Source organism: Paraburkholderia terricola, assembly GCF_900142195.1.
GTDB classification, from domain to species: Bacteria; Pseudomonadota; Gammaproteobacteria; order Burkholderiales; family Burkholderiaceae; genus Paraburkholderia; species Paraburkholderia terricola.
In genome coordinates this window covers 14,589-40,693 of sequence record NZ_FRAB01000052.1, presented here as the reverse complement: position 1 = coordinate 40,693, position 26,105 = coordinate 14,589, and the positions used below count along the sequence as shown (strand labels likewise).

Annotated in this window: 24 protein-coding genes; 7 read left to right on the top strand and 17 right to left on the bottom strand. The window is 63.8% G+C overall.

Going from position 1 to position 26,105, the window contains the following annotated elements; translation table 11 throughout:
- The coding region (locus BUE39_RS29320; protein ID WP_200799526.1) for a transposase at nt 1-296 on the top strand (296 nt) is incomplete at its 5' end.
- A gap of 63 nt (nt 297-359) precedes the next feature.
- Here the strand turns inward: BUE39_RS29320 and BUE39_RS29315 are convergent.
- Both BUE39_RS29315 and BUE39_RS29310 read right to left on the bottom strand, forming a co-directional pair.
- Entirely contained in the window at nt 360-983 is a 624-nt protein-coding gene (locus BUE39_RS29315; RefSeq protein ID WP_143032015.1) for a hypothetical protein, read from the bottom strand.
- Nucleotides 984-1,556: 573 nt separating this feature from the next.
- Nucleotides 1,557-1,949, bottom strand: a complete 393-nt coding sequence (locus BUE39_RS29310; protein WP_073432163.1) for a VOC family protein — start codon at nt 1,947-1,949, stop codon at nt 1,557-1,559.
- 178 nt (nt 1,950-2,127) lie between these two features.
- On the opposite strand from BUE39_RS29310, the gene BUE39_RS29305 reads away from it, so the two are divergent.
- Complete coding sequence (locus BUE39_RS29305) at nt 2,128-3,174, top strand: S1C family serine protease (RefSeq protein WP_073432162.1); 1,047 nt, start codon at nt 2,128-2,130, stop codon at nt 3,172-3,174.
- 136 nt (nt 3,175-3,310) lie between these two features.
- Here BUE39_RS29305 and ggt read toward each other — a convergent pair whose 3' ends face one another.
- The 9 genes from ggt to ehuR form a co-directional block, all read right to left on the bottom strand.
- Nucleotides 3,311-5,044 (bottom strand): gamma-glutamyltransferase, encoded by a 1,734-nt coding sequence (gene ggt, locus BUE39_RS29300; RefSeq protein WP_073432161.1) that lies wholly within the window; start codon nt 5,042-5,044, stop codon nt 3,311-3,313.
- Between the two features lie 192 nt (nt 5,045-5,236).
- Nucleotides 5,237-6,634: an aspartate aminotransferase family protein gene (locus tag BUE39_RS29295; RefSeq protein ID WP_073432160.1), complete on the bottom strand. Its 1,398-nt coding sequence runs from the start codon at nt 6,632-6,634 to the stop codon at nt 5,237-5,239.
- A 41-nt stretch (nt 6,635-6,675) separates the two neighbouring features.
- Complete coding sequence (locus tag BUE39_RS29290; protein ID WP_073432159.1) at nt 6,676-8,196, bottom strand: NAD-dependent succinate-semialdehyde dehydrogenase; 1,521 nt, start codon at nt 8,194-8,196, stop codon at nt 6,676-6,678.
- Nucleotides 8,197-8,340: 144 nt separating this feature from the next.
- Nucleotides 8,341-8,832: an Lrp/AsnC family transcriptional regulator gene (locus BUE39_RS29285; RefSeq protein ID WP_073432158.1), complete on the bottom strand. Its 492-nt coding sequence runs from the start codon at nt 8,830-8,832 to the stop codon at nt 8,341-8,343.
- A gap of 7 nt (nt 8,833-8,839) precedes the next feature.
- Nucleotides 8,840-9,868: a N(2)-acetyl-L-2,4-diaminobutanoate deacetylase DoeB gene (doeB, locus tag BUE39_RS29280; RefSeq protein WP_073432157.1), complete on the bottom strand. Its 1,029-nt coding sequence runs from the start codon at nt 9,866-9,868 to the stop codon at nt 8,840-8,842.
- Between the two features lie 5 nt (nt 9,869-9,873).
- The gene (gene doeA / locus BUE39_RS29275) at nt 9,874-11,106 is read right to left on the bottom strand and encodes an ectoine hydrolase DoeA (protein ID WP_073432156.1); all 1,233 of its coding nucleotides are present in this window, start codon (nt 11,104-11,106) and stop codon (nt 9,874-9,876) included.
- A gap of 9 nt (nt 11,107-11,115) precedes the next feature.
- Nucleotides 11,116-12,117, bottom strand: a complete 1,002-nt coding sequence (locus BUE39_RS29270) for a cyclodeaminase (protein ID WP_073432155.1) — start codon at nt 12,115-12,117, stop codon at nt 11,116-11,118.
- Nucleotides 12,114-13,118: a hydroxyectoine utilization dehydratase EutB gene (gene eutB, locus BUE39_RS29265; RefSeq protein WP_073432168.1), complete on the bottom strand. Its 1,005-nt coding sequence runs from the start codon at nt 13,116-13,118 to the stop codon at nt 12,114-12,116. The genes BUE39_RS29270 and eutB overlap by 4 nt, the downstream gene beginning before the upstream one ends.
- Before the next feature lie 153 nt (nt 13,119-13,271).
- Complete coding sequence (ehuR, locus tag BUE39_RS29260) at nt 13,272-14,669, bottom strand: MocR-like ectoine utilization transcription factor EhuR (RefSeq protein WP_073432167.1); 1,398 nt, start codon at nt 14,667-14,669, stop codon at nt 13,272-13,274.
- Between the two features lie 232 nt (nt 14,670-14,901).
- On the opposite strand from ehuR, the gene ehuB reads away from it, so the two are divergent.
- The 4 genes from ehuB to ehuA all read left to right on the top strand — a co-directional run bounded on the left by ehuB (nt 14,902) and on the right by ehuA (nt 18,093).
- Nucleotides 14,902-15,756: an ectoine/hydroxyectoine ABC transporter substrate-binding protein EhuB gene (gene ehuB / locus BUE39_RS29255; RefSeq protein ID WP_073432154.1), complete on the top strand. Its 855-nt coding sequence runs from the start codon at nt 14,902-14,904 to the stop codon at nt 15,754-15,756.
- A 134-nt stretch (nt 15,757-15,890) separates the two neighbouring features.
- Complete coding sequence (gene ehuC / locus BUE39_RS29250) at nt 15,891-16,550, top strand: ectoine/hydroxyectoine ABC transporter permease subunit EhuC (protein WP_073432153.1); 660 nt, start codon at nt 15,891-15,893, stop codon at nt 16,548-16,550.
- Nucleotides 16,547-17,206, top strand: coding sequence for an ectoine/hydroxyectoine ABC transporter permease subunit EhuD (ehuD, locus tag BUE39_RS29245; RefSeq protein WP_073432152.1), 660 nt, complete (start codon nt 16,547-16,549; stop codon nt 17,204-17,206). Before ehuC ends, ehuD begins: the two co-directional genes overlap by 4 nt.
- A 62-nt stretch (nt 17,207-17,268) precedes the next feature.
- Nucleotides 17,269-18,093: an ectoine/hydroxyectoine ABC transporter ATP-binding protein EhuA gene (gene ehuA, locus BUE39_RS29240; RefSeq protein ID WP_073432166.1), complete on the top strand. Its 825-nt coding sequence runs from the start codon at nt 17,269-17,271 to the stop codon at nt 18,091-18,093.
- A 58-nt stretch (nt 18,094-18,151) separates the two neighbouring features.
- Here ehuA and BUE39_RS29235 read toward each other — a convergent pair whose 3' ends face one another.
- The 5 genes from BUE39_RS29235 to BUE39_RS29215 all read right to left on the bottom strand — a co-directional run bounded on the left by BUE39_RS29235 (nt 18,152) and on the right by BUE39_RS29215 (nt 23,098).
- Nucleotides 18,152-19,555 carry an MFS transporter gene (locus BUE39_RS29235; RefSeq protein ID WP_073432151.1) on the bottom strand — a complete coding sequence of 468 codons (1,404 nt, stop codon included), beginning with the start codon at nt 19,553-19,555 and terminating at the stop codon, nt 18,152-18,154.
- A gap of 218 nt (nt 19,556-19,773) precedes the next feature.
- Entirely contained in the window at nt 19,774-20,538 is a 765-nt protein-coding gene (locus BUE39_RS29230) for a phosphocholine cytidylyltransferase family protein (RefSeq protein WP_073432150.1), read from the bottom strand.
- A gap of 25 nt (nt 20,539-20,563) precedes the next feature.
- Nucleotides 20,564-21,583 carry a flippase-like domain-containing protein gene (locus tag BUE39_RS29225; RefSeq protein ID WP_073432149.1) on the bottom strand — a complete coding sequence of 340 codons (1,020 nt, stop codon included), beginning with the start codon at nt 21,581-21,583 and terminating at the stop codon, nt 20,564-20,566.
- Nucleotides 21,580-22,401, bottom strand: a complete 822-nt coding sequence (locus tag BUE39_RS29220; protein WP_073432148.1) for a HalD/BesD family halogenase — start codon at nt 22,399-22,401, stop codon at nt 21,580-21,582. Before BUE39_RS29220 ends, BUE39_RS29225 begins: the two co-directional genes overlap by 4 nt.
- Before the next feature lie 4 nt (nt 22,402-22,405).
- Entirely contained in the window at nt 22,406-23,098 is a 693-nt protein-coding gene (locus tag BUE39_RS29215) for a CDP-alcohol phosphatidyltransferase family protein (RefSeq protein WP_073432147.1), read from the bottom strand.
- A gap of 240 nt (nt 23,099-23,338) precedes the next feature.
- Between BUE39_RS29215 and BUE39_RS29210 the strand changes: the two genes are divergently transcribed.
- Nucleotides 23,339-23,767, top strand: coding sequence for a hypothetical protein (locus BUE39_RS29210; RefSeq protein ID WP_073432146.1), 429 nt, complete (start codon nt 23,339-23,341; stop codon nt 23,765-23,767).
- 272 nt (nt 23,768-24,039) lie between these two features.
- Here the strand turns inward: BUE39_RS29210 and BUE39_RS29205 are convergent, their stop codons facing one another.
- The gene (locus tag BUE39_RS29205) at nt 24,040-25,992 is read right to left on the bottom strand and encodes a PhoX family protein (RefSeq protein WP_073432145.1); all 1,953 of its coding nucleotides are present in this window, start codon (nt 25,990-25,992) and stop codon (nt 24,040-24,042) included.
- Between the last annotated feature and the right edge of the window lie 113 nt (nt 25,993-26,105).

Genomic DNA, 26,105 nt, shown 5'->3' with positions numbered 1-26,105 from the left:
CACACAAGCATCCGAGGGTCAGGGCGTGGCTCGCCAGGCATACGCGCTACCACATGCATTTCACGCCGACCTACTCGAGCTGGCTGAATCAGGTTGAACGCTGGTTTGGCCTGATTACGCAACAGGCGATCCGTCGCGGGTCATTCAGAAACGTGCGCCAGCTCATTGCCAGCATCGAACGTTATACCGAGCAGTACAACCAGCACAAGCGGCCGTTCGTATGGACCGCGACAGCCGATTCCATTCTCCGGAAAGTGGCCCGGCTATGCAAAGTTATTTCTGGGACGGAACACTAGGTGCGCCGAGTGGCGAGTGACAGATTCAGCACGGGTCTACGGTTCGGTTCGAGAAATGAAATATTACTTGCACTTTGCCTTATTGCACTTGAAGAAGGATTTCACGGCGCCTGCAGTCTTATAGGGAAACAAGGTTTGCTCTCCCTCTTGATAGCCATCCATTCCGGTCATTGCGCTGTTGTCGACCACCCTCTTATTTTCGATCAGTCGGCCTTGTTCGTCCGTGGTATATGCATATATTTGGTAGTATTTTCCGTATGTACCGATTCCGCGAGAATTTACATCCCAATGAACAATGGTGAAAATATTTGGCTTGCCATCGAGATTCATGAAAAACAGGGAGTCGACATTCGGCGCTCCGCCTTCTATAGAGTATTTCGCGAAGACAGTCTTTTCGCAGTCGTTCGAATTCGGTCGGTAAATCGATAAGTTTATCGTGTGATCTGTATCGTTCTTTTCGATCCAAACGACCGAGTTTTTGTATATTTTCTCTGCGGAAAATACACCCATGGATGGCGATACAGCGGGGCAGACAGCACGTTCGTCTCCGTTGGCATTAGCCAACGAGGCGGACGAAAGCAAAAGGCAGCAAGCAAGGCATTCCAAAAAACGTTTAATTCGTTTCTTGCGGAAGCCCCAAAATCGGTGCAACTCTGTTGTACGCAATGAGTCTTTCGGCATGTCCATTTTGTCCTCCGTTGATCTGTTGAGTCACAGCTGCAACATCTCCCGTATCTGCTACCGGATTCACGCTGCGATTTATGGCCCAATGATTGCATACCCTTTCGCGTATTTGTTGGCAGGATCTGCCGGTGATATTCGACTGATCCGGCCGGATCCACGGCATTCAGCATCTCGAGCGTAATCAACTCCGCTGCCACCTTAAAATTTCCTACCAATCCAAGCGGATGAATGTGGGAAACAGTGGCGCTCGACGGGAAACCTTCAACCGGTGCGACTTCGTGCCAAAACCGCAGCCCGTCGATACGCGCCTTTTCCGCTTGCCAGACAGTCAGGCCCGCCAGAAAACCGTTTTGCAACTCGCTGCCCGAACCGAGACAACTGATAGTGGTGATAGTGGTGACGGCGGCTGAACATTTGCGTCCCCTCGGTTTGCTTGTGCCCGCCGTGATCCTGCTCGCCGCCGGTACCGCGCTTTCGGCCCCGGATAAGCGTGCATGGAATTGCGCCATGACATGCGCACCGACCCAAACGAGAGGTGTTCGTCCCCACGCACACCGGAATGCGAGTGCCCGAGCGCTAGCGCAGCGGTCTCGCGAAGCTGAGTTCGTGGCCGTCAGGATCGGTGATGTGGAAATAGCGCTCGCCCCACGACGCATCGGAGGGTTCGAGCGAGGGCTTCAATCCCGCCGCGAGCGCCTTGCGGTAGAGCGCGTCGACGTCCGACACGTGGACGATCACGCGGCCCCACCAGGCGACCGGCGCGCGTGTGTCGAGAATCAGGTTCAGATACGAACCGCCGAACGCGAACGATGTAAACGCCGCCTGCGGCCCACCGTAGTTCATCGGAAAGCCGAGCGCCTGATAAAACAGCACGGCGCGCGGCATGTCGGCGGTGGCGAGCGTGATCGCGCTGAGCGATTCGATCCGTGGTTCGGCCGGCGCGCTCGATGGCGTCGAAGGTGAGTTCATGGCGGCTTGTCTCCTTGGGTTCGCGGCGCGGCTCGTGACTGCGACCTGCGGGCAGGGTGTCCGGCGTGTGCCTTGGGGAAAGTGTCTCATAGCCACGCCGGCACGCGCCGCCTCGCGCCGCACTTGAAAACCCTGGCCCCGCCCCGCATCTGCATGCCTGTTTATCCGGAGCATCGCCATGGGAAGCCGTCCACGCTTCATCGATGACCTGTCGCGCGCCGCATCCGACGCCCCCGGGCCGAATCCACTCAACCCCTTATCCGACGACGCGCTGCTCGACGCCTATTCCCGCACCGTGATCGGCGCGCTGGAACGCGTGCAGCAGGCGGTCGCCTTCATTGCCGTCGAACGCCGGCTGCCCGGCGAGCCGTCCGCGCGCGACAGACGCGGCGCGCGCGGCGGCACCGGCTCGGGCTTTCTGTTCACGCCCGACGGCTATCTGCTCACCAACAGCCACGTCGTGCACGGCGCGACGCACATTCAGGTGACGCTCGCGGACGGCGCGAAATTCGACGCCGATCTGGTCGGCGACGACCCCGGCAGCGATCTGGCCGTGTTGCGCATCGGCTCGCCGGAACCGTTGCCGCACGTCGAACTGGGCGAATCGTCGAAGCTGCGCGTGGGGCAAATAGCGATCGCCGTCGGCAATCCGCTCGGCCTCGCGCAAACGGTGACGACCGGCGTGGTCTCGGCGCTCGGGCGCTCGCTGCGCTCGAACTCGGGCCGCATGATCTATGACGTGATCCAGACCGACGCGGCGCTCAATCCCGGCAATTCGGGGGGTCCGCTGATCAATTCGGCGGGGCAAGTGATCGGCGTGAATACCGCGATCATTCCGGGCGCGCAGGCGATCTGCTTCGCCACCGCGATCGATACCGCCAAGTGGGTCATCATGCAGATCTTCGCGCACGGCCGCGTGCGGCGCGCCTATATCGGCGTGGCCGGCACCACGACGCCGCTGTCGCGCCGCGTGCAGCGCTATTTCGGCTTGAGCCTGGAAAGCGGCGTACACGTCATGGAGATCGTCAAGGGCAGTCCGGCCGCGCTCGGCGGCCTGCGCACCGACGATACGATCGTCGCGATCGACACGCTTGCCGTGCCCGACGTGGACAGCCTGCAACGCGCGCTCGACGCGTCGCGTATCGACAAGCCCGTCAACGTGACGGTGCTGCGCGGCGCGCAGCGGGTCGAATTGACGTTGACGCCGGTCGAACAGGTGAGTTGACGCGATGGGCTTCCCGTAGACGAAAAAAAGCCCGGCGCTCGATCGGTTCGGGCGCCAGGCCAGGCTTTTTCGTCTACGTCTTCGTCTTGATACGGCGCGTCCATCGAGACGCGCCGCCCGCCATGCGCGAGCCCGCTTACTGAATCACCCGCGTCACGCCACGGCCGCGCGGATCGGCCGCCGCTTCCGGCGTGTCGCCGTCGATTCTGATCGCCTGAATATCGCCGTTGAAACCCTGCTGCTTCAGCGTATAGCCCTTGGCTTCGACCTCCTTGGCAAGGTCGCCGTCGATCGGCTTATACGACTCCGTGAAAATCGTGTTCGGCGGCAGCAACTGGTGATGGAAACGCATCGCGCCAACCGCTTCCTTCAACGGCATATTGAAGTCGTAGACGTTGTTGATCACCTGGAAGATCGACGTGAAGATGCGCGAGCCGCCCGGCGTGCCGATCACGAGCGACACCTTGCCGTCCTTCGTCAGAATCGTCGGGCTCATCGAGGAAAGCGGGCGCTTCTTCGGTTCGATCGAATTCGCGTCGCTGCCCACCACGCCGAACATGTTGGCGACGCCCGGCTTCGCGGAGAAGTCGTCCATTTCGTCGTTCAGCACGATGCCGGTGCGATCCGCCACCACGCCCGAGCCGAAATAGCCGTTGATGGTGTACGTGTTCGCCACCGCATTACCCCACTTGTCGACCACCGAGAAATGCGTGGTTTCCGCCTTCTCCGGCATCGAGGTGCCCAGACCCGGCTGCACGCTCTTCGTGTCCGACGGCTCCTTCGGATTGACTTCGGCGGCGCGTTTGGCGATATACGCCTCGTCGGTCAATTGCGCGACCGGCACCTTGTAGAAGTCGGGATCGCCGAGATATTGCGCGCGGTCGGCGAACACGCGCTTTTCGATTTCCGCGATCAGATGGATGTATTGCGCGGAATTGTGCGGCACGTCCTTGAAGTCGGATGCGAGGTCGGCCTTCATCTTCAGCAGTTGCACGAGCCCGATGCCGCCCGAGCTCGGCGGCGGCGCGGTGTACACGCGATAGCCCTTCCAGTCGGCCTGGATCGGTTGACGCCACACGGCCTTGTACTGTTGCAGATCGGCCTTCGTGATCAGGCCGTGGCCGCGCATGGACTCCGCGATCAGATCCGCCGTCTTGCCTTGATAGAAGTCTTTCGCGCCCTGATCGGAAATGCGCTGCAGCACGGCGGCGAGATCGGGTTGCTTGAAGTTGACGCCCTCTTTCAGATTGCCGAAGTAGGTGTCGAAGTTGGTCTTGCCGGCGAACTCTTTAGCCGCGTCGTCGCGGCGTTTCTGCAATTGCTGGCTCACCTCGAAACCGTCGCGCGCATAGTGGATGGCCGGCGCCAGCACCTGCTTCCATTTGAGCTTGCCGAAGCGGCGCTGCGCCTGCCACATGCCGTCGACCGTGCCCGGCACGCCCACCGCGCGATAGCCGTACAGGCTCATGCCCTTGATGACCTCGCCCTTGTCGTCGAGATACATGTTCTTGGTCGCGGCCAGCGGTGCGCGCTCGCGATAGTCGAGGAAGTACGGCTTGCCGTCGACATAAAGCGTCATGAAGCCGCCGCCGCCGATGTTGCCGGCTTCGGGATACGTCACGGCCAGCGTGAAGGCGATGGCAACCGCCGCGTCCACGGCATTGCCGCCTTCCTTGAAAATCTGCTCGGCGGCGTCGGCGCTATATTTGTCCGCGACCGCAATGGCGGACGCGGTGAGTACGGCGGGCTGGGCTTTCGCGGGCGGCTTCGCGACGGCCGGCGTGGCCTCGAGAAAGCCGGTGGAAAGGGAAACGAGTGCGACCAGCGCGAATGCACTGGCGGACGATTTGGCGTTGCCGAACAACTTCATTGCATATCCCCCCAAGACTCTTTCATCGGACGGTCACGAAAGCTGTCTTGGGCTTATAACATGCGAAGCGCCCGTTTGCGAAGCCGTGCATTCCGTAGTTGCAATGCGCGGTACACAAACGGGCGTGCTGTTAGCCGGGTTCAGGGGCCCGCCTCGGTTAGCCGCCGCCAGGCTGCCAACCGGGCATGCCGCTTAAGCCGAAGCCGCCGGCGTGAGCACCTGCGCAGCGACTTCATCCACCGCCGCGCGCGCGAGCTTCACGATCTCATCCACCTCGCTGCGCGAGGTGACGAGCGGCGGCGCGAAGCCGAGGATGTCGCCGTGCGGCATCGCGCGCGCAATCAAGCCGCGCTCCAACGCGGCGGCCGAGACGCGCGGACCCACCTTCAACGCCGCGGCGAAAGGCCGACGCCCGTCCTTGTCGGCCATGAATTCGAGCGCGGCCAGCATGCCCGCGCCGCGCACTTCGCCGACGAGCGGATGCGAGTCGAATGCGGCATGCAGTTGTTCGAGCAGATACGCGCCCGTTTGCGCCGCGTTCTGCGTGAGGTTCTCGCGTTCGAGAATATCGAGGTTCGCCAGCGCCGCGGCCGCGCAAATCGGATGACCCGAATAGGTCCAGCCGTGACCCATCGCGCCGAATTCCTGCGAAGCCTTGTCGATCACGTCCCACACCCCTTCGCTGACGATCACGCCCGACAGCGGCGCATAAGCACTGGTCAAGCCCTTCGCCACCGTGATCAGATCCGGCGTGATGCCGTAGTGCTGCGCGCCCATCTTCGAACCGAGCCGGCCGAAACCGCACACCACTTCATCGCAGATCAGCAGAATGTCGTGCTTCTTCAAGACCTGCTGGACCGCCGCCCAGTAACCGGCCGGCGGCGGCAGGATGCCGCCCGTGCCCATCACCGGTTCGGCGATGAAGGCGGCGATCGTATCGGCGCCCTCCTGCGCGATCAGCTTCTCCAGTTCCTCGACGCAATACGCGACGAACTGCGCCTCGTTCATGCCGGCGGGCGCATGCCGATACCAATGCGGGCACACCGTATGTTTGACGCGCTCGATCGGCAAGTCGAAACATTGATGAAAACTCGGCAAGCCGGTCAGGCTGCCCGTGACGATGCCCGAGCCGTGATAGCCGCGCTGGCGCGAGATGACCTTCTTCTTGTTCGGCCGGCCCTTGACGTTGTTGTAGTACCAGACGAGCTTGATCTGCGTTTCGTTGGCGTCCGAACCGGACAGGCCGTAGTACACCTTCTTCATGCCCTGCGGCGCCCAGTCGATGATGCGCGACGACAGTTCGATGATCGTGTCGGTCGAATGGCCGACATAGGTGTGATAGTAGGCAAGCTTCTTCGCCTGCTCGTAGATCGCTTCGGCGACTTCGGTGCGGCCGTAGCCGATGTTCACGCAATACAGGCCCGCGAACGCGTCGATATACGACTTGCCCTGGTGGTCTTCGATGCGGACGCCTTTCGCGCCCGTCACGATGCGGCCCGGCAGCGCGCCGCTCGCATGGTCGTGAGCGTGCGTGGAAGGGTGCATGAAATGCGCGCGGTCGGCGTCGAAGAGTTGGTCGAGTTGGGTCATGGAAAGCTCCTTCGTTGAATCGTTGAATGCGTTGTGCGGGTTCAGGCCGCTGCCGCGTGCGGCGCGGTGTTCGTGCGGTGAGCGGGCATGCTGTCGGTCACCGGCAAGCCGAGTTGGCCGAGGCAGAAATAGCGCGTCTCGACGAACGGCTCGAAGCCCTCGGCCCCGCCCTCGCGGCCGAGGCCGGATGCCTTCATGCCGCCGAACGGAATCGGCGCGCCGGTAAACTTCACGCCGTTCACGGAGACCATCGCGAAGTCGAGGCGGCGAATCAGTTGAAACACCGTGTTGAGGTCTCTCGCGCACACGTAGGCGGCGAGCCCGTATTCGGTATCGTTCGCGCGTTCGATCACTTCATCGAGCGAATCGAACGGCGAGACGGCCGAGATCGGCGCGAAGTTTTCCTCGTCGTAGATGCGCATGCCGGGCGCGGCGTCGGCGACCACGGTCGGCTGGAAGAACCAGCCGCCGCGTTCATGCGCGGCGCCGCCCACGGTGATGCGCGCGCCCTTCGCGCTGGCGTCCGCCACGCGCGCCGCGGTGGCGTCGAAAGCGGCCTGATGCATGAGCGGGCCGACGTCCACGTTGGCTTCGAATGCCGCGCCCACGTTGAGTTTTTTCACGGCGTCGCTGTATTGCGTGACGAATGCTTCATACACCGCACGCGCGACGAAAATGCGATTCGCCGCGCAGCAGTCCTGCCCCGAGGTTTGAAACTTCGCGGCGATCGCCACGCGCACAGCCTGGTCTAGGTCGGCGTCTTCGGTCACGATGAAGGGCGCGTTGCCGCCCAGCTCCAGCGCTGTTTTCTTGATGCCCGCTTTCGCCGCCGTCTGCATGACCAGCGAACCGACGCGCGTCGAACCGGTGAAGCTCACCGAACGCACCCGCGTATCGCTCACCAGCGTTTCCATCGCCATGTGCGGCTCGCCGAGCACGACGTTGAAGACGCCTGCCGGAAAGCCCGCTTCTTCCGCGAGTTGCGCAAGCGCCAATGCCGAGAACGGCGTTTCGTGCGCGGGCTTCACGACGACGGTGCAACCCGCCGCCAGCGCGGCGGCCGCCTTGCGCGTAATCATCGCGCAGGGGAAATTCCACGGCGTGATCAACGCGGCCACGCCGACCGGTTCGATCATGGTGCCGAGTTGCGCGCCGTCGATATGCGTGGGAATCGTGCGGCCGTTCAAACGCCGCACTTCATGCGCGAACCACTCGACGAAACTCGCGCCATAAGCGATTTCACCGCGTGCTTCCGCCAGCGGCTTGCCCTGTTCGAGCGACAGAATCGCGGCCAGATCATGCTGATGCCGCAGGATCAGTTCATGCCAGCGCAGCAGCAGCGCGGACCGTTTTGCGACCGGCAGCCAGCGCCACGTCGAGAACGCGCGTTGCGCGGCGTCGACGGCTTCGGTGATCTGCGACGCGTCGAGCATCGGCACGTGGCCGAGTATCCGCTGATCGGCGGGATTGAGCACGGCGACGCTGGTGGCGCTGGCGCTGTGCACCCAGCGTCCGTCGACGTAGCACAGCGACTTGAAGAGAACCGGATGACCCAGCAACATGACGACCTCCTGTGTGCGATGTATGTCTGTCACTGTACGTTCCGCAGCGAGGCGGTTTTTTTGGTTCCGGCGTCCACAGGTGCGGGTTTTTTCTGGATTTCGCCGTGGCGTGTGGTGAATTTCGGGCCATGCCGCCGCGCTGCTTCAACCGCTTTCGCCAACGGCTTCGTCCGCCCAATCCGGCAAGCCTTCCGGCATGCTCTTCACCACCTTGGTGACGATATACGTGAAGTACTTTTCGATGCCTAGCTCGTCGGTCAGCAGCGAATCGATGAAGCGCTGATAGTGATCGATGTCGCGCGACATCACGTGCATCACATAATCGACGCCGCCGCCCGTCGCATGGCATTGCACGACTTCGGACGCCGCGCTCACGCGTTCCTCGAAGCGCCGCATGTCCTGCGCGGTATGCCGCGCGAGCGTCACTTCAACCACCACGCGGCTGCCCTTGAACGCGCGCACCCAATCGATATCCGCGCGGTAGCCGCGAATCACGCCGCTCTCTTCAAGACGTTTGACGCGCTCCCACGCCGGCGAAATCGACAGATTGATTTCCTCGGCGAGACGCGACTTGGTGATGCGTCCGTCGCGCGCGAGGATGCGCAGAATCGCGAGGTCGTAGCGGTCGAGTTTCATCGCGCGATCAAACGTTCACCGGTATGCCGCGCTCGACGACATCCGCCACCACCGCCACCGTATCGCCGATCCGCACGAGCCCGGGAAAATGCCGCGCCGCGAGCAGGCCGCTGCGGCGCGCGCGATATTCAACGGGCGCGACGCCCGTGCGCGACGCGTCGTAAATCCGCGCGATCAGTTCGCCGCTTTCGACCATGTCACCGAGGTCCTTGCACATCTCCAGCAGGCCGTCATGTTCGCTGGTCGTATAGCACGAGCCGTCGGGCATATCGAGCAGCGTGGTGGTGCGAGGAGTGTGCCGGTCCGCTGCCTTACGCCGATCGAGAATGCCCGCATTCAGCAGAAAGCCTTGCACGCCGCGCGAGGCCACCGCCACGCTTTGCGCCGTCGCGGTTCCGCCGCCGCCGAGTTCGGTCGACACGAACACCTTGCCCGCCTCTTCCACCGCCGTATCGAACAGGCCCACGCTATCGAGTTCGAGCATCCGCATCGAATACGGCGCGCCGAACGCGCGCATCGCCGCCTCGCACTGCGCCTGCTGGCGTGCGTCGGCCAGCACGTGAATCGCGGCGAACGGCACGAAGTCGAGCGTGCGGCCGCCCGCGTGCAGATCGAGCACGTAGTCCGCGAGCGGCAACAGGTAGCGCTGGAAATAGTCCGCGATTTTCTCGGTGACCGTGCCGTCCGGCTTGCCCGGAAAACTGCGATTCAGATTGCCGCGGTCGATCGGCGACGTGCGGCTGCCCGCGCGAAACGCCGGGTAGTTCATGAACGGCACGATGATCACGCGGCCCTTCACGTCAGCCGCCTTCAGCGTCGCGGCGAGCTTCGACAACGCGATCGGCCCTTCGTACTCGTCGCCGTGATTGCCGCCGGTGAGCAGCGCCGTGGGGCCCGCGCCATTGCGAATCACGCTGATCGGGATCATTACCGCGCCCCATGCGGACGCATCGTGCGAATACGGCAGCTTCAGAAAACCGTGCTGTTCGCCGTCGGCATCGAAATCGACCGTCGGCTGAATGGGTGATGCCCGCATGTGCGCTACTCCTTCACGAACAGCTTGCGCGGCGTGTTGCAAAACGTCTCGACGCCGGTCTCGGTAATCAGGATGCTTTCGGTGATTTCGAGTCCCCAATCGTCGAGCCACAGGCCCGGCATGAAGTGGAACGTCATGCCGGGTTCGAGGACGGTCTTGTCCCCGGGGCGCAGGCTCATCGTGCGCTCGCCCCAGTCCGGCGGATAGCTCGCGCCGATCGGATAGCCGCAACGGCTGTTCTTTTCGATGCCGTATTTGTGCAGCATCGCGAAGAAGGCGTTGGCGATGTCCTCGCAGGTATTGCCGGGTTTGGCCGCGGCAAGCCCGGCTTCGATGCCCTCGATTACCGCGCGTTCGCCTTCGATGAAATGCTTCGGCGGCTTGCCGAGATACACGGTGCGCGACTGCGGGCAGTGGTAGCGCTTGAAGCAGCCGGCGATTTCGAAGAAGGTGCCGGCGTTCCTCGCGAACGGCGTGTCGTCCCACGTCAGATGCGGGGCGGCGGCGTCCGCGCCGGTCGGCAGCAAGGGCACGATGGCCGGATAGTCGCCGCCATGTTCGTCCACACCCGTAATCCCCGCCGAGTAGATCTCGGCCACCAGATCGTTCTTGCGCATGCCGGGCTCGATACGCTGGACGATATGCGCGTGCATCTTCTCGACGATGCGGGCGGCGACCCGCATGTATTCGATCTCGCGCGGCGACTTCACCGCGCGCTGCCAGTTGACCAGCGCGGTCGCATCGCGCCATTGCGCCTTCGGCAAATGATTGACGAGCGAGCGATAGGCGGCGGCGCTGAAATAGTAGTTGTCCATTTCCACGCCGATCTTCAACGCGCCCCAGCCGCGCGACTCGATCACCTCACGCGCCAGATAGTCCATCGGGTGACGCTCGGCGGACTGCACGTAATGATCCGGGTAACCGATGATCTGCTCGTGCTGCATGAACACCGTGCGCTTCGCGCCATTGGCGTCCTGGCCGCGGCCGAACCAGACCGGCTCGCCGTCGAGCGCCAGCAGCACGCATTGATGCACATAGAACGACCAGCCGTCGTAACCGGTCAGCCACGCCATGTTGGTCGGGTCCGACACGATCAGCAATTCGATCCCCGCAGCCTGCATCGCCTTGCGCGTCTTGCCGATACGCGTGGCGTATTCGGCCCGCTCGAACGGCAAACGCACGACCGGCGCTTGTGCGCTCACGCCCGCCTTTCGTTCCAGTTGTGTTGTCTCAGCCATCGTGCCCTCTCAGCCCTTCACGTCGTTGCGAAAAATCGTTCCCACGCCCGCGCTGCGCGCTCGCTGCAGCGCGAGCGCCGCGATCGCGGTGTCCTGCGCGCCGGTGCCGGTCAGGTCGCAGATCGTCACGTCCGAATCGTCGACGCGGCCCGCGGCCTGTTCGGCGATCACCTGGCCCAGTTCGGTCACGGCGGCGTCGGCGTGCATCGTGCCCGCATTCAGCGCGTGATGCAGTTCGCCGAGCACGCGCGTCTGCTGCGCGCGGTCGCAGATATAGCGCGCCGCCGCCAACGCATCGGGCGCGATCTCGTTCTTGTGTTCGGCGTCCGAGCCCATTGCCGTGATGTGCAAACCCGGATGCAGATGCGCCGCTTCGATCAACGGCGTGCGGCTCGGCGTGGTGGTGATGGCTACGTCCGCCTCGGCCAACGCGTGATGAACGTCGCGCGCGACCTCGCAGGGCACGCCCAGCGATGCGCTCATCTCTTCGGCGAAACGCCGCGCATTGGCGGGATTGCGCGCCCACACGCGCACGTGTTCGACGCGGCGCACGAGCGTCAACGCCTGCAACTGCAAACGCGCCTGTTCGCCGGCGCCGAGCACCGCGACTTGCGGCGTGTGCTGCCTCGCGAGCCAGCGCGCGGCGACCGCGCCCGCGGCCGCGGTGCGTACGGCGGTCAGATAGCCGTTGTCGAGCAGCACCGCCTCGGTCAAACCCGTCTTGGCGGAAAGCACCAGCATCAGCCCGTTGAGGCTCGGCAAACCGAGCGCCGGGTTATTGAAAAAGCCGGGGCTCACCTTGATGGCGAAACTGTCGAAGCGCGGCAGGTACGCGGTTTTCACGTCCACTTCGCCGTTGTGTTCGGGCAGATCGAGCCGCAGGATCGGCGGCATTGCGACGGCCTCGGTGGCGAGGGCGAGAAAGGCCGCTTCCACCTGGTCGATCGCGGCGCGATCGAGCGGCACGAGTTCGCGAAGCTGCGCTTCGCCAAGGAGCGTGATCGAGGTCATAGAGGATTGAGCGGGTCGGATTGCACCGGCGTGGATTCGACGATGCGGTGATGCAGCTTCATATCGATGTTGGCGCCCGTGACGATCAGCACGAGCGGGCCGCGTTGAATGCGTTCGGCCGGCAATGCGCCGTCGAGCAGCGCGGCGATTCCGACCGCCGCCGCGCCTTCCACGACGAGCCGCTCGTGCCGGTAAGCGTGAACGATGCCGCGCGCGATCGACGCCTCGTCGAGCAATACCGTCTCGTCGATCAGATCGCGCGTGAGCGCATACGTATAGCGGTTTTCGAGGCCGATGCCGCCGCCGAGCGAATCCGCGAGCGTTTCGACTTCGTCCACGAGGACGGGCCGGCCGGCCGTGAGGCTCGCGTGCATCGCGGCGCCGCGCGCCATCGTCACGCCGGTCAGACCGATCGCGCGATTCGCATTTTTAGCGGCGAATGCAACGCCCGCAAAGAGGCCGCCGCCCGATAGCGGCACGACGATATTCGCGACGTCCGGCAATGCTTCGACGATTTCGAGTCCGATCGTCGCCTGGCCCGCGATCACGTGCAGATCGTCGAACGGCGGCACGTAGGCGAAGCCTTCCTCGCGGACGAGCCGCAGCGCTTCGTGTTCCGCGTCATCCTGGCTGTTGCCGACAATGCGCACTTGCGCGCCGAGCGAGCGCACTGCCTCCACCTTGTTGCCGGGCACGAGCGCCGACATGCACACCGTTGCCTCGATACCCAGCGCGCGCGCCGCATGCGCGACAGCGCGGCCATGATTGCCCGTGGATGCGGTGACGACCTGGCGGCAGCCTTGCTCAGCGAGCCGCGCGAGCGCGTTGGTCGCGCCGCGCAGTTTGAAACTGCCGATGGGTTGCACCGTTTCCAGCTTGAGAAAGACCTGCGTACCGGCTGCGGCCGACAGCGTCTGCGATTCGATCAGCGGCGTGCGAACGACGCGCCCCTCGATACGGCGACGCGCGCGATAGACATCGGCTAGCGACAGTACGGACATGAACTCGGCCTTGCACGAAAGGATTCGGTGCCGATGCCGCCGCGCCTGCATGAGTGGGCTGATTGCGGCCGCATCGTCTTCAATGCAGCCCAGTCTAATGTTCTAAAAAACGATTTCTATTGTCCTAGTTCATTTCGTTTATGTCGCTCGCTCTCACGTGAAATCGTGCACCTGCGGGTACTGCTCGAACACGTCGCGCATGATTTCCAGCGCGCCTTTATAGGTCTCTTCATTCACTTCGGCGCCCACGCAAACGCGCACCGCGTTCGGCCGGTCCGCGCCGCGCACGAGAAAAGGATCGGGCGAAGTCACGGCGATATCGCGGTTGCGCAACTCCCTCACCAGCCTGTCCGCCTGCCAGTGATCCGGCACGCGCAGCCACGCCGACAACGCCTGCGGATGCGCGCCGAGCACGTAGCTGCCGAGCGTCTGCTGCAATTGCGCCTGACGCCGTCCCAGCCGCTCGCGTTGTATCTGCACGAGACGTTCGGCCGTGCCGTCGACGATCCAGCGTGTCGCCACTTCGGCCATCGGCGAGGTCGCCATCCAGCTACTCACGCGCAGCACGCTTTCGGCGCGCAGCGCGAGCCGCCGCGGCGTGGTCAGATAGCCGATGCGCAAACCGGTCAGCACCGATTTCGTCATGCTGGTGCAATAGAACGACAACTCCGGGATCAGGCTCGATATGGGCGTGGCGGCCTTGGCGGGCAAAGGGCCGTAGACGTCGTCCTCGATCACGTACACGCCGTAGCGCTCGGCAATGCGCGCAATCGCGCGGCGCCGCGAATCCGGCATCAGCGCGACGGTGGGATTGTTCAGCGTGGGCGTGCAGACGAGCGCGGTGATGCGCTCGCTGTCGCACATCTCCTCGAAGTGTTCGGGATGAATGCCGTACTCGTCGATCTCGAGACCCTTCAGCGTGAATCCCAGTACGTTCGCGGAGCCGATCACGCCGTGGTCGGTGAGGCTTTCGCACAGCACCGTGTCGCCGGGGCCGACGAGCGATGCCAGCGCGAGGAAGATGCCGTGCGCCGCGCCGTTCGTCACGAGCAGCGTGTCGGGCGAGGCGGGCATGCCCAGCGACGCGAGCCACGCCATCCCCGCCTGCCGATGGTGCTCGAAGCCGGCAATCGGCCGGAACGCGCGAATCCACGGTTGATCGTCGAGCGTGGAGAGCGTCGCGCATACCTTGCGCCACATGGCGTCGTGCTCCGGCGTATGCACGATGCGCGCGATCGAAAAGTCGACCACCGAGCGCTCGGCCGTATCGAGCATGTAGCTCGACATGGTTTCGGTCACGCGCGCCGCCACGAAGCTGCCGCGCCCCACTTCGCAGCGGATCAGCCCCTGGCGCTCCAGTTCCTTATAAGCGTTGGTGACCGTCTGCACGCTGATCGCCAGTTCCGCGGCCACGTCGCGCTGCGGCGGCAGGCGCGCGCCCGCTGGCAACGACGCGCTCTCGATGTCGCCGGCAATCGCCTTCACCAGCCGTTTATATTTCGATTCCACGCCATGCACCGCGCGCACGGCCTCCCGCCACTGCTCGATCAACGCTGCCTCCACGGTTCCAGGCCCCCGCCCTTGTCTGCTTCGACTTCCATAGTGCGGCCAAACGATACGGGAAAATTATTGTCCTAGAGCAATCGCAAACAAAAAAATGGCTTTGTATGCTGCGTTCACGGGTTCGACGCGATGCAAGCGGATCGCGGGCAACGCAAGCCCTTTCGGCTGCCGCACCGCATGATGCGGCGCGGCATTCACCACGCCACACAATGGGATCGATATGAAAGCGAAGCGCACTTCACGACTGCTGGGAGCCCTCTGCGTCGCGGCAGCGGCTCTGGCGACGCAGGCGCAACATGCGTCGGCGGAAACGACGTTGCAGCGCATCCAGCGCACCGGGGAAGTGCGCATCGGCTATGCGAACGAATCGCCGTTTGCCTACACGACGCCTGACGGCAAGGTGACCGGCGAATCGCCGGAGATCGCCCGCAAGATATTCACCAAGATGGGCGTGAAGAAAGTGGACGGCGTGCTGACCGAATGGGGCTCGCTGATTCCCGGCCTGCGCGCGGGCCGCTTCGACGTGATCGCGGCCGGCATGTACATCACGCCGGAACGCTGCAAGCAGGTCGCGTTCGCCAATCCGCAATACCAGATTCAGGACACGCTGCTGGTGCTGAAGGGCAATCCGAAGAATCTGCATTCCTACGCCGATATCGGCAAACAGTCCGACGTGAAGCTCGCCGTCATGGCCGGCGCGGTGGAACTCGCCAATTCGCGCGATGCGGGCGTGAAGGATGCGCAGCTCATGCAGGTGCCCGACACCACCGCGCAATTGCAGGCGGTGCGCGCACGCCGCGCCGACGCGGCGGCCGGCACCGCGCTGACGATGAAGGGCCTCGCCGCGAAAGCCTCCGACCAGGTCGAGGCGGTCGCCAAGTTCACGGACGATCCGAAGCACATCGGCTACGGCGCGCTCGCGTTCCGTCCCGAGGACGCCGATCTGCGCGACGCGGTCAATCAGCAATTGCAGGCATGGCTCGGCACGCCGGATCATCTGCAAACCGTGGCGCCCTTCGGTTTCGACAAGACGAATCTGACCACGCGCACCGCCGCCGAGATTTGCGGCAAGTAATCCTCAACCGAGCGCAACGGGTCGCCCACCGAGCGCGCATTCACCCGAAGTCCGCACGCGCCGGCATGCGCCGGCCGTGAAGTTCCCCCAGGCGCGTGCAACCGCACGCGCCGTCATGCAAGCGAGGAACCGCCATGCGTGAACTGTTTCCCCTGTTGCTCCAGGGCACGCTCGTGACGATCGAGATCGCCGCCTGCGCCACCTTGCTCGCCATCGTCATGGCGTTTGTCGCGACCGCCGCGAAGCTCGCGCCTTGGACGCCGCTGCGCTGGCTCGGCAATGCCTACGTCGAAATCTTTCGCGGCACCTCGTTGCTCGTGCAGCTTTTCTGGTTTTTCTTCGTGCTGCCGCTGCCGCCGTTTCGCATCGAGATGACGCCGTTTACCGTGGCGATCGTCGGCCTCGGTTTGCACTATGGCGCCTACGGTTCGGAAATCCTGCGCGGCGCATTGCGCTCGGTGCCGGGCGGCCAGTTCGAGGCGGCGCTCGCGCTCAACATGTCGCCGCTTTCCAGAATGCGCCGCATCATCCTGCCGCAAGCGATGATCAACGCGCTGCCGCCCGCCACCAACCTGATGATCGAATTGCTCAAGGGCACCTCGCTGGTGTCGCTGATCACGCTGTCGGACCTGACGTTTCGCGCCCGCCAACTCGACGAGGCGACCTTCAAGACCGCGGAGATTTTCGTGCTCACGCTGGTCATCTACTTCGTGCTCGCGCAAATCCTCGTCGCGCTGATGCGGCATTTCGAGCGCCGCGTGAGTCACGGCATCATTCAGAGGGCCGTCCGATGAACAGCTTCTTCGACCTGCATTACGCGGAACAGATTCTGCCGGCGCTGCTGCGCGCGTCGATGTACACGATCTTCATCACGCTGATCGGTTTTGCAATCGCGCTGGTGCTGGGGCTCGTGCTGGCGGTGCTGCGGCGCAGCCCGATCAAGCCGCTCGCGCGGACGGTCGGCTTCATCGTCGAATTCATTCGCAGCACGCCGCTGCTGATCCAGGTGTATGTGCTGTTCTATGTGCTGCCGGTGTACGGCATCACGATGTCGGCGCTGACCGCGGGCACGGTCGGGATCGCGCTGCACTATGCGTGCTACACGTCGGAGGTGTATCGCGCCGGCTTGAACGGCGTGGCGCGCGGCCAGTGGGAAGCGGCGTGCGCTCTGTCGTTGTCGCCGTGGCGCACCTATAGCGGCGTGATTCTGCCGCAGGCGATTCGTCCCGTGATTCCGGCGCTCGGCAATTATCTGGTGGCGATGTTCAAGGACACGCCGGTGCTCTCCGCGATCACCGTGGTCGAATTGATGCAGCAGGCGAAGAACATCGGTTCGGAAACGTTTCGCTACCTTGAACCGATCACGCTTGCAGGCATTTTCTTCCTGCTCATCAGCGTGAGTTTCGCGCACCTCGTGCGGCGGCTCGAATACAGCTTGAGGCTGCCATGACCGTGAAAACCGACCTCGACATCCCTACCCCGCCGCATTCGGACCTACCCGTGGAGAAACCGATGAAACGAGACGATCCCGCCTCAGTACTTGTCCCGCAGGCCGGCACCCAGGAGGAGCCGATGGTGCGCTTTGCCGGCGTGACGAAGCGCTACGGCGCGCTCACGGTGCTCGACGCGCTCGATCTGGAAATCGGCCGCAACGAGAAGGTCGCGATCATCGGCCCGAGCGGCTCCGGCAAATCGACGCTGCTGCGCGTGCTGATGACGCTCGACCCGCTGACCGACGGCATGATCGAAGTGGACGGCGAACCGCTCACGCACATGCGCAAGAACGGCGTGCTGGTGCCCGCCTCGCTCAAGCATTTGCGGCGCGTGCGCAGCAAGATCGGCATGGTGTTTCAGAGCTTCAACCTGTTCCCGCACATGACCGCGCTCGCCAATACGATCGAAGCGCCGATGCAGGTGTTGGGGCTCTCGCGCAAGGAAGCGACCGAGCGTGCGCGCGATCTGCTGTCGCTGGTCGGGCTGGAGGACAAATGCAATCACTATCCGTCGCAGTTGTCGGGCGGTCAGCAGCAGCGGGTGGCGATTGCCCGCGCGCTCGCCATGCGTCCGAAAGTGATGCTGTTCGACGAGGTCACCTCAGCGCTCGATCCCGAGCTGTGCGGCGAGGTGCTGAACGTGATCCGGCGACTCGGCAGCGAGCACAATCTGACGATGCTGATGGTCACGCATCAAATGGGTTTCGCGCGCGAATTCGCGGACCGTGTGTGCTTTTTCTCGCAAGGCAAGATCATCGAGCAGGGGCCGCCGCAGCAGTTCTTCTCCGCGCCCCGGCATGAACGCACGCAGCAGTTCCTGAGAGCGGTGAAGGAAGCGGTTTGATCGAGGTTCCCACCGGGGGCGTCGAGGCTGACAAAAAAACAAAGGCGCCGCTCACGATTCACGCGGTGCCACGGTTGCCGCGCGCGAGTTCATCGCCGGTGCCGTGCGGCAAGCGCGCGGTCACCGGAATCGACATGAACGAGAACAGGCCGACCACGAGAAACGCGGGCCAGAAGTCGGAAAACACGATGGTCGAATGACCCTGCACGTCGTGTGAAATCTGCAGCACGATGCCCGCGATCGTCACGCCGAGTCCCAGCGAAATCTGCTGGATCACGCTCGCGACGCTCGTAGCGCGGCCGATGTCGCGGCTCGGAATGTCCGCATACGCCAGCGAATTCAGCGACGTGAATTGCAGCGACGGGAAGAAGCCGCCGAACAGCACGACGCACCAGATCAGCCAATGCGGCGTACCGGGGAAGAACAATCCATAGACCGCGATGACGAGACCCGCGCAAGCCGCGTTGAACATCAGCACCGTGCGAAAACCGAAGCGCCAGAGAATGCGCGAGGCCGCCGCCTTCATGAAGATCGACCCGAACGCGGACGCGCAGGTGATCGACCCCGACACGAACGCGCTCATGCCCAAGCCTTCCTGCAACGCGAGCGGCAACAGAAACGGCACGGCGCCGAGGCCGATGCGAAACAGCGAACCGCCCGCCACGCTCGCGTGAAAACTCGGAATGCGCAGCAGGCGCAGATCGAGCACCGGCAATTCGACGCGGCTCGCGTAGAGCGCGTAAATCGCCAACAGCAGCACGCCGATCACACACATGCTGACCGATAGGCTGTTCGACACGAGACCGCTGCCGACCAGCGAAAGCCCCAGCATGAACAGCGACGCGCCGCTCGCGGATAACACGAAGCCGGTCCAGTCGAGCCGGCCGGGATGCGCTTCGCGCACGTTGGCGATGTGCCGGTTCGCGAGCCAGATGCCGAGCAGGCCAATCGGAATGTTGATGAAGAAGATCAGACGCCAGTGCAGATACGTCGTGATGAAGCCGCCGAGCGGCGGCCCCATCACCGGCCCGAGCAAGGCCGGCACCGTCAGATAGTTGACCGCGCGGATGAAGTCGGACTTCGGCACCGAACGGAAAATGATGATGCGCCCCACCGGCACCATCATCGCGCCGCCGATGCCCTGCACGAAGCGCGCGGCCACGAACATGCCGAGCGAGGTGGAGGCCGCGCACATCAGCGAGCCGGCCATGAAAATGCCGATGGCCGTGCGAAACACCGTGCGTGAACCGAAGCGGTCGGCAACCCAGCCGCAGATCGGAATGAAGACGCCGAGGCCGATCACATACGCGGTGACGGCCAGCTTGAGGGTGATGGGATCCTGGCCGAGGTCGCGCGCCAGAACCGGCAGCGACGTCACGATGATCGTGCCGTCCACGTTTTCCATGAACATCGCGCACGCGACGATCAGCGGAACGATGAAAGTGCCTAAAGCGAGAGGCATTGGCATGACGACGGGATGCGAGGCCGTCGGTGTAAAGCCGCGATTATCGCATCGCATCCGCGATATATGCTGCCGAACGCGGCTTCTGAACACGGGTTTTATGCCGCGCGTCGATGCCGCGCGCGAGAGTCAAGCGCGCAAGGAAACCTGAAAGACGAGGTGAGCAGCGAAGCGAGGTGAGCCGGCACGCAGCCGACTCACTCTGCCATGCGGAAGATTTAGCGCGACGTGCTGACCAGCGGTTGCAACTGCGGCAGGATCTCGACGTTCGCACGCGCGACGTCGTTCGGGAAGTCGATTTCGATCCACGGCGCGCCGGTCACGTCGGCGGTGTCGAACACCTGGCTGCGTTCCAGCAGCAGGTCGCGCACCGCTTCTTCGTGCGGCAGGTTCGCGCGGCCACTATCTACATAGCCGGCCACGATCTGCGCAAAACGCCGCGCGGTTTCCTCGCGGAAGCGGAAGAACCCAACCGATTCACCGATGGTGTCGTACTCGAGATTGACGGCAAGCTGCTTGCGCAATTCGACCGGCACGCCGTCTTTCAGGCACAGCTTGACGGGCTCGTCGCCGGCTTCGAAATCACGGTCGATCAACAGGCGGTTAACGGTTTCGCCCGCCACCAGCGCGTGCAGAATGCGCTCGTCGTAGAGCACGTCGGCGTCCATCAGCAGCGCGTCGCCGCCGCGCGTCAGCGCTTCGGCCACCGTGTGCACCGTCAGCACGCTGCCCAGATCGAAACGCGTGTTCAGCACGGTTTCCACCGCGTGCGGCCAGTTGATGCGCTTCAACTCACCCTGCACCGATTCCGGCTGAAAACCCAGCGCCAGCACGACGTCCGTCACGCCGGCGGTTTCGAGCATGTGCAGATGCCGTTCGAGCAGGCTCATGCCGTCGAACTGCAAGAGGCACTTCGGGAACTGGGCTTCAGGCGGTTGCTGGAGACGCAGGCCGAGGCCCGCCGCGAGGATGATGGCACGCATGCGCGGTCCTTTGAAAAGAAACGGATTAATCGGCAACGGGCACGCGCCGCATGGCACGCCGCCGTTGCCAGCTTCGTTCGCTGAAGTGCAAGACCAGCAGACCCGGCAAGCCTAGCAGGATTTCACGCGCGCGCTTGCTGAGCGACAAGGCCAGCGCCGCGTCCGACGGCAAGCCGACCAGCGGCGCGAGCAGCAGATAGCCGCCCTCCTGGACGCCGAGCGAGCCGGGAATCATGAACGCCGCGCCGCGAATCGCTTGCCCGAGACTTTCGAGCAGCAGCGCGTCGACCCAGTCGACCGGATGGCCGAGCAGGCGCAGCGCGAGCCACACCTCCACCGTGCCGACGATCCAGCCCGCGAGACTCAACGCGAAGCTGACCGCCACGCGGCCGCGCTCGCGGTACATGGCCTGCACGGCGGCGTCGACGGCTTCGGCGCGCGTCATCAGCGCGGACCAGTCGCGCTTGCCGAACAGCTTGGAGACCACGCCGAGCAGCCGGCCGAACATGCCGCGCCGCTGCGCGAAGTAGAAGCCGACGATCATCGCGCCCAGCACGCCGGTGGCGATCAGCGTCGCGGTTTGCAGGTCGTGCAGCGCGCCGTGCGCCGTGTAGGCGCCGAACAGCAGCAAGCCGAGCAACGCGAAGATGATTTGCGCGAGCGCTTGCGCGGTCGTGCTGACGGTGATCGCGGCGGCCGCGTCGCGCATGGGCATGCCGCGCTGCGAGAGTTGCCGCACCATCACCACGGGCCCGCCGATCTGGCCGGCCGGCAACAGACTGTTCACCGATTCGCCGACCCAGCGCGCGAACAACGCGTCGCGCAGCGACAAATGATGATGCGCGCGCTCGGGATGCCGATGCAGCAGCACTGAGATCGCGCCAGCGTCGAGCGCGAGCGGCACGAGATGGAACGCCGCGACGAGCGCGAGCCCCCAGCCCGCCGCGAGCAGCGTCGAGGCGACCGAACCGAAACCCTGCCACGCGAGCAGCCCGACGAACAGCGCCGTCCCGATCGACAACAGAATCAGAGCCGCGCGAGTCATGCGCGGTCCTTGCGGCGGTGAGTCATTTGACGGAAAACCTGGCGAAAACCGAAGTACGCGATCGCGTCCTTCATGTTCGAGATCAAGCGGCGCCACGGGCGCATGTTCGCGTCGGTGACGTATTCGAAAGTGAGCGACACGCGCATTTCATTCGCGCCGGCCGGCGTGATGCGATGGCGCAGCTTGTCGCCGTCGAAAAACACGAGGCCGCCCGGCGGGATTTGCACCGAGCCCGGTTGGTCGGGCACGTCAGGATTGCGCGTGTGCAGTTCGTAGTCGAGGCGGCACGACGATTCGTCGATCACGCCGAGCAGCAGCGTATAGCGGCGGCCGTCATAGTACGAAGTATCGTAGTGCCAGCCGATGTGATCGCCTGCCCGCGTGTAGTAGTAGAGCGCATACGCGTGCGGGTCGTCGGCGGGCGAGAGTTGCAGCTTGTCGCCGCTTAGTTGCTCCAGCCAGCCGATCAGTTCCTTCGAGCGATACAGCTCCGCGATGAACGGCGCGAGGCGGTCGATCGTATGGCGGCTCACGCTGCCGCCCTGCTTGTGGCCCGGCAGATAGTTGCGGTTCACTTCATCGAGCAGGCCGTGCGCGCTTTGAATCAACTGGGCGGTGACCTCGGGCGCGAGGAAGTCTTCCAGATAGAGGAAGGCGCCCTGATCGGCGAACTGCCTTGCGAGGCGCGGCGTATCGAACGCGCGCGTGCGGCTTGCGACCGCGCGGTCGGCATTGGGCGCCGGCGCAACCGGCGACGAGGCCGGGGAATCTTCAACTGAAATTGGCGCGATCACGTCGTCTTCGGCGTGCGTACTCATTCACTTAGCCCACATTTGACTGTTTTGGAAAGCCGCTGGCGGCCTCGGCCGGGCGCGCGGCGCGGCGCGTCACGCGCCAGTACTCGACCACCACCCAGATTGCGAACAGCGGCGCGCCGATCGACGCGGCCACGACGAAGGGCATCACCACGCTCGTCAGCGTGACGAGGGGCAGCAGATACAGCACGTCTTCGGTTTCGAAGCCGCCGACCGATGCCTGCTTCGTGCCCGCCTTGCCGGCCATTTCCTCGATACGCATGCGCAGGAAGAAAATCACCGCGACGGCAATACCGGCCACGGCGCCGAGCCAGCCCGACGATACCGGCAAGCCGCCGATCCGCGTGGCGCCTACACCGATACCCATGCCGACAAACAACAGGATGGTGACGATCGCATCGCTGGCAAGGTCGTAAAAATGACCGATACGGCTCGACTTGCCGCCGATGCGCGCGAGTTCGCCGTCGGTATGGTCGACGAAATTGGACAGTACGATCAGCAACGCGCCCGCATTGGCCCATTCGAATCCGCCACGCGCAAGACACAGCGCGCCAGCCACACCGATCATCAAACGCAGCGTGGTCAGATGATTGGGCGTGATGCGCGTGTTGACGAGCGGCGTGACGAGCCGGCGGGCAAGCCGCGCGTCCCATGTTCTGGGCGGCGGAACGTTCGTTGGAGGCAGGGGGCTCGAATTCATAACCCGGAAATATATACGGGATCGTGAAATATTGCTTTCTTCCCGTAGGTTTCTTTGAGGTGCGTTCATTACCGCTTCATGTCCGTCGTGAAGCAGGATTTGCCGAACCGGGATAAAGTGCGGGTCGAGTTGCGCCCGCCACGCTGATCGCCTAGATGCGCAACGCTCCCGCGGGTCCAGGCATCCATGCGCTACCCGTTGTGAATACACTACATCGAATAGGGGTCGCCGTTCACGCTCATGAAACGTTTTTTTTCCGTGCTTCTCGCACTCGCCGCCGCGCTGCCGCTCATCGCTTATGCCACCGTCCTCGATGCGCCGCTCGCCTGCAATGAGAGCGGCCATCAGTTCATCGCGGATCTTGCCGAGCAACGTGCCATCGATCCCAAGCCGTGGCGCGTGGAAAGCAATTCGATCAACGCATTTACGCCGGCGTCGGGCGCCGATCTGAGCGCGTTCGGTTTTCATGTGTTCGCGGTGGTCGGCTACGAAAAAGACGACCCGATGTTCCGGGTCGGCGATGGCGAACCGGTCGCCAGTTCGGCCTACGGCGTCGTGGTGTTCGGCAGCGAATCCAAGGTGCGCAACGCCGTGGCCGGCACCGGCAGCACGGCGATCGTGCATCGTGTCGCGCCGCTCGTGACGGCGATTTTTTGCAAGCGGAGTTGAGGGGAGCGGTGGTCGCGACGTGGCACGAATGGCCGGTTGGCTAGTGTTGCCGCGATCTGCCGGGAAGGCATGGTCGCGGCGGATGGATTTTTCGCGGCCTGCAAGGGCGTCCATCTGCCTCGTGCATTTACCTCATGGTCAGCAGGATCCAGCCGTGCTGGTTGAAGTCGAGTCGGTTCACACCGACCAGGCGCAACCGCGAAGTTATGAGGCCCCGACGCGGGGCCTCACCTCTTTCGTTTCTGCCAGCGCGGGTTTCGCGCCATTCGCCCTTACAACTTGATCCCCGTCGGATCCGCCGTCAGATATCCCACGGTCGCGCCGAAGCGGTCCTTGTAGTTCGCCCGCACCAGCGGATCGAGCGTCGCCTGGACCTTGTCGTGCAGCGGACTTTCCCAGTCGCCGACGTGCTGGAAGTTGCTCATCACGTAGGTCCAGCCGTTGATTTCGTCGACCGCGTGCAAGCCCGTCGATTCCGCGCCCGCCGGGCACGACAGCACGCGCGAGAGCGTCTTCGTGTCGACGTTGTACGCCCACAGGAAGTTGTTCACGTGCATGCCGCTGTCCTCGCCGATGAACAGCGTACGCAGTTTTTCCGAGAACTTGAGGTTGTCCGGGTTCGCAATGCGGTCCGGGTTCGCGGTGTTGCCGAGCGCGTCGGCGGCGGCGAGATCCTGGCCCACCAGCGCCGCGGGCGGCGCCATGTCCACCGGCACCCACTCGCTGTTGATCGCGCCGCCGCTGCGATCGAGCTGGCCGCCCTTCATGTTCAGCGCGTACACCGCGCCCGCGCTGATCGCCTTGTCGACGGCGACATCGGTCGACGCGACGTTGCCGCGCACCATCGATTTCTCGACGCGCGACATCGCCGAATACAGCACCTTGTCCTTGATGTCGACCGTCGTGCCCTCGAGTTTCGTGAAACCCATGCTGCCGCCGGCGAGCGCCGCGTAGCGGTGCGTCTCGAGGAAGGTCGCCGCCTTGGTCATGCCCGGCTTGATGCGCACCCAGTTGAAGGTGCCGTTGTAGTTGATCTTCGTGTAGCTCGTATCGAGCGGGTCCTTGGTCGCGACGTCCAGAATGTCGGCCGCGGTGAGCTGATTGGCGAGCGTTTCGATCTCGGCGCTGGTCGCGTGGCCCAGGTTGATCCACGAAAGCGTTGCCGCGCCCGCGCCGCTCGAGGACACCTGCGTCCACTTCGCGACATACAGCGTGCCCGCGGACAAATCGGCTTCGCGATCCGCGATGAACATGAACAGACCGCCGTTGGTCGCGTCGTCGCCCATCAGTACGGTGCGCTTGTCCGGCATCACCTGAATCAGTTCGTGCGAGATGCGGCCGAGGCAATAGTGCTTCCTGATCGTGCCGGTGCCGTCGGGATTCACGGTCACTTCCGGCAAATGCCCGTAGTGGTACGGATTCGCGGTCGTTTCGTTGCCGAAGAGGCTGCGGCTGAAGCCCTTGAACTGGCTATTGGCCGCGATCGTCGTCGCGTCGGGTTCGTACTCTTCGCTCGACAGATGCGTGTTCCACGGCGACAGGCTCGCGCCGCAGGTGATCCACAAGCCGTGCGCCGGCGACGTATCGACGTTGTGATAGCCCACCAGCGTGAGCTTGCCGGTAGCCGGGTCCTGATCGAGCGTCAGCACCGCGATCGGCGACGGCAGTTGGCCGTACATCGACTTGAGGCTTTGATCGCGCGTCGCGTACTCGAACTGCACCACGGCGAACACCGCGTTGCCCTTGAGGCCCTTCACCGTCGGATTGTCGAGTCGAATCAGCGAACTGCCGTCCGGGCAGTCCGAATAGAACTGACGCTCCTTACCCGCGACCGAGGTGTCGATGATCGGCTGATTGTTGATGTCGAAATAGCCGCCCGCCAGGATCGTGCCGCCCTTGATGTTCGGCACGCTGTCGCCCGTGATGAAGAACGGCTGATAGGCGAGCTTGAAGGTGCGGCTGCTGCCGTCGCTCAGTTGCACGGTGAGAGTCGAGCCGACCGTGGTTTTCGCCATCGCGGCGGGGTCGGCCAGCGTGGGCGCGGCCATGCTGTTGAAGGCGGCCGAGACGAAGTTGGCCACGGGTTTGACCGGCGTCGCCAGGTCGTCGCTGCCGCCGCACGCGGTGAGCATCGACGCCGTGGCGAGACCGCCCAACGGCAGCATCGGTACACCGGCAAGTAGTTTCAGGGCTTTACGGCGGGAAAGATCGAGCGGCTCTGCCATGTTGTCGTGATCCAGGGTTTCGGTAGCGTGGGGAAATGCACAGTCGGCACGCACTCAAAACCGCATGGTTCACGCTCGCGCCGCTATGACGCGAGGATTCTATGAAGCGAATG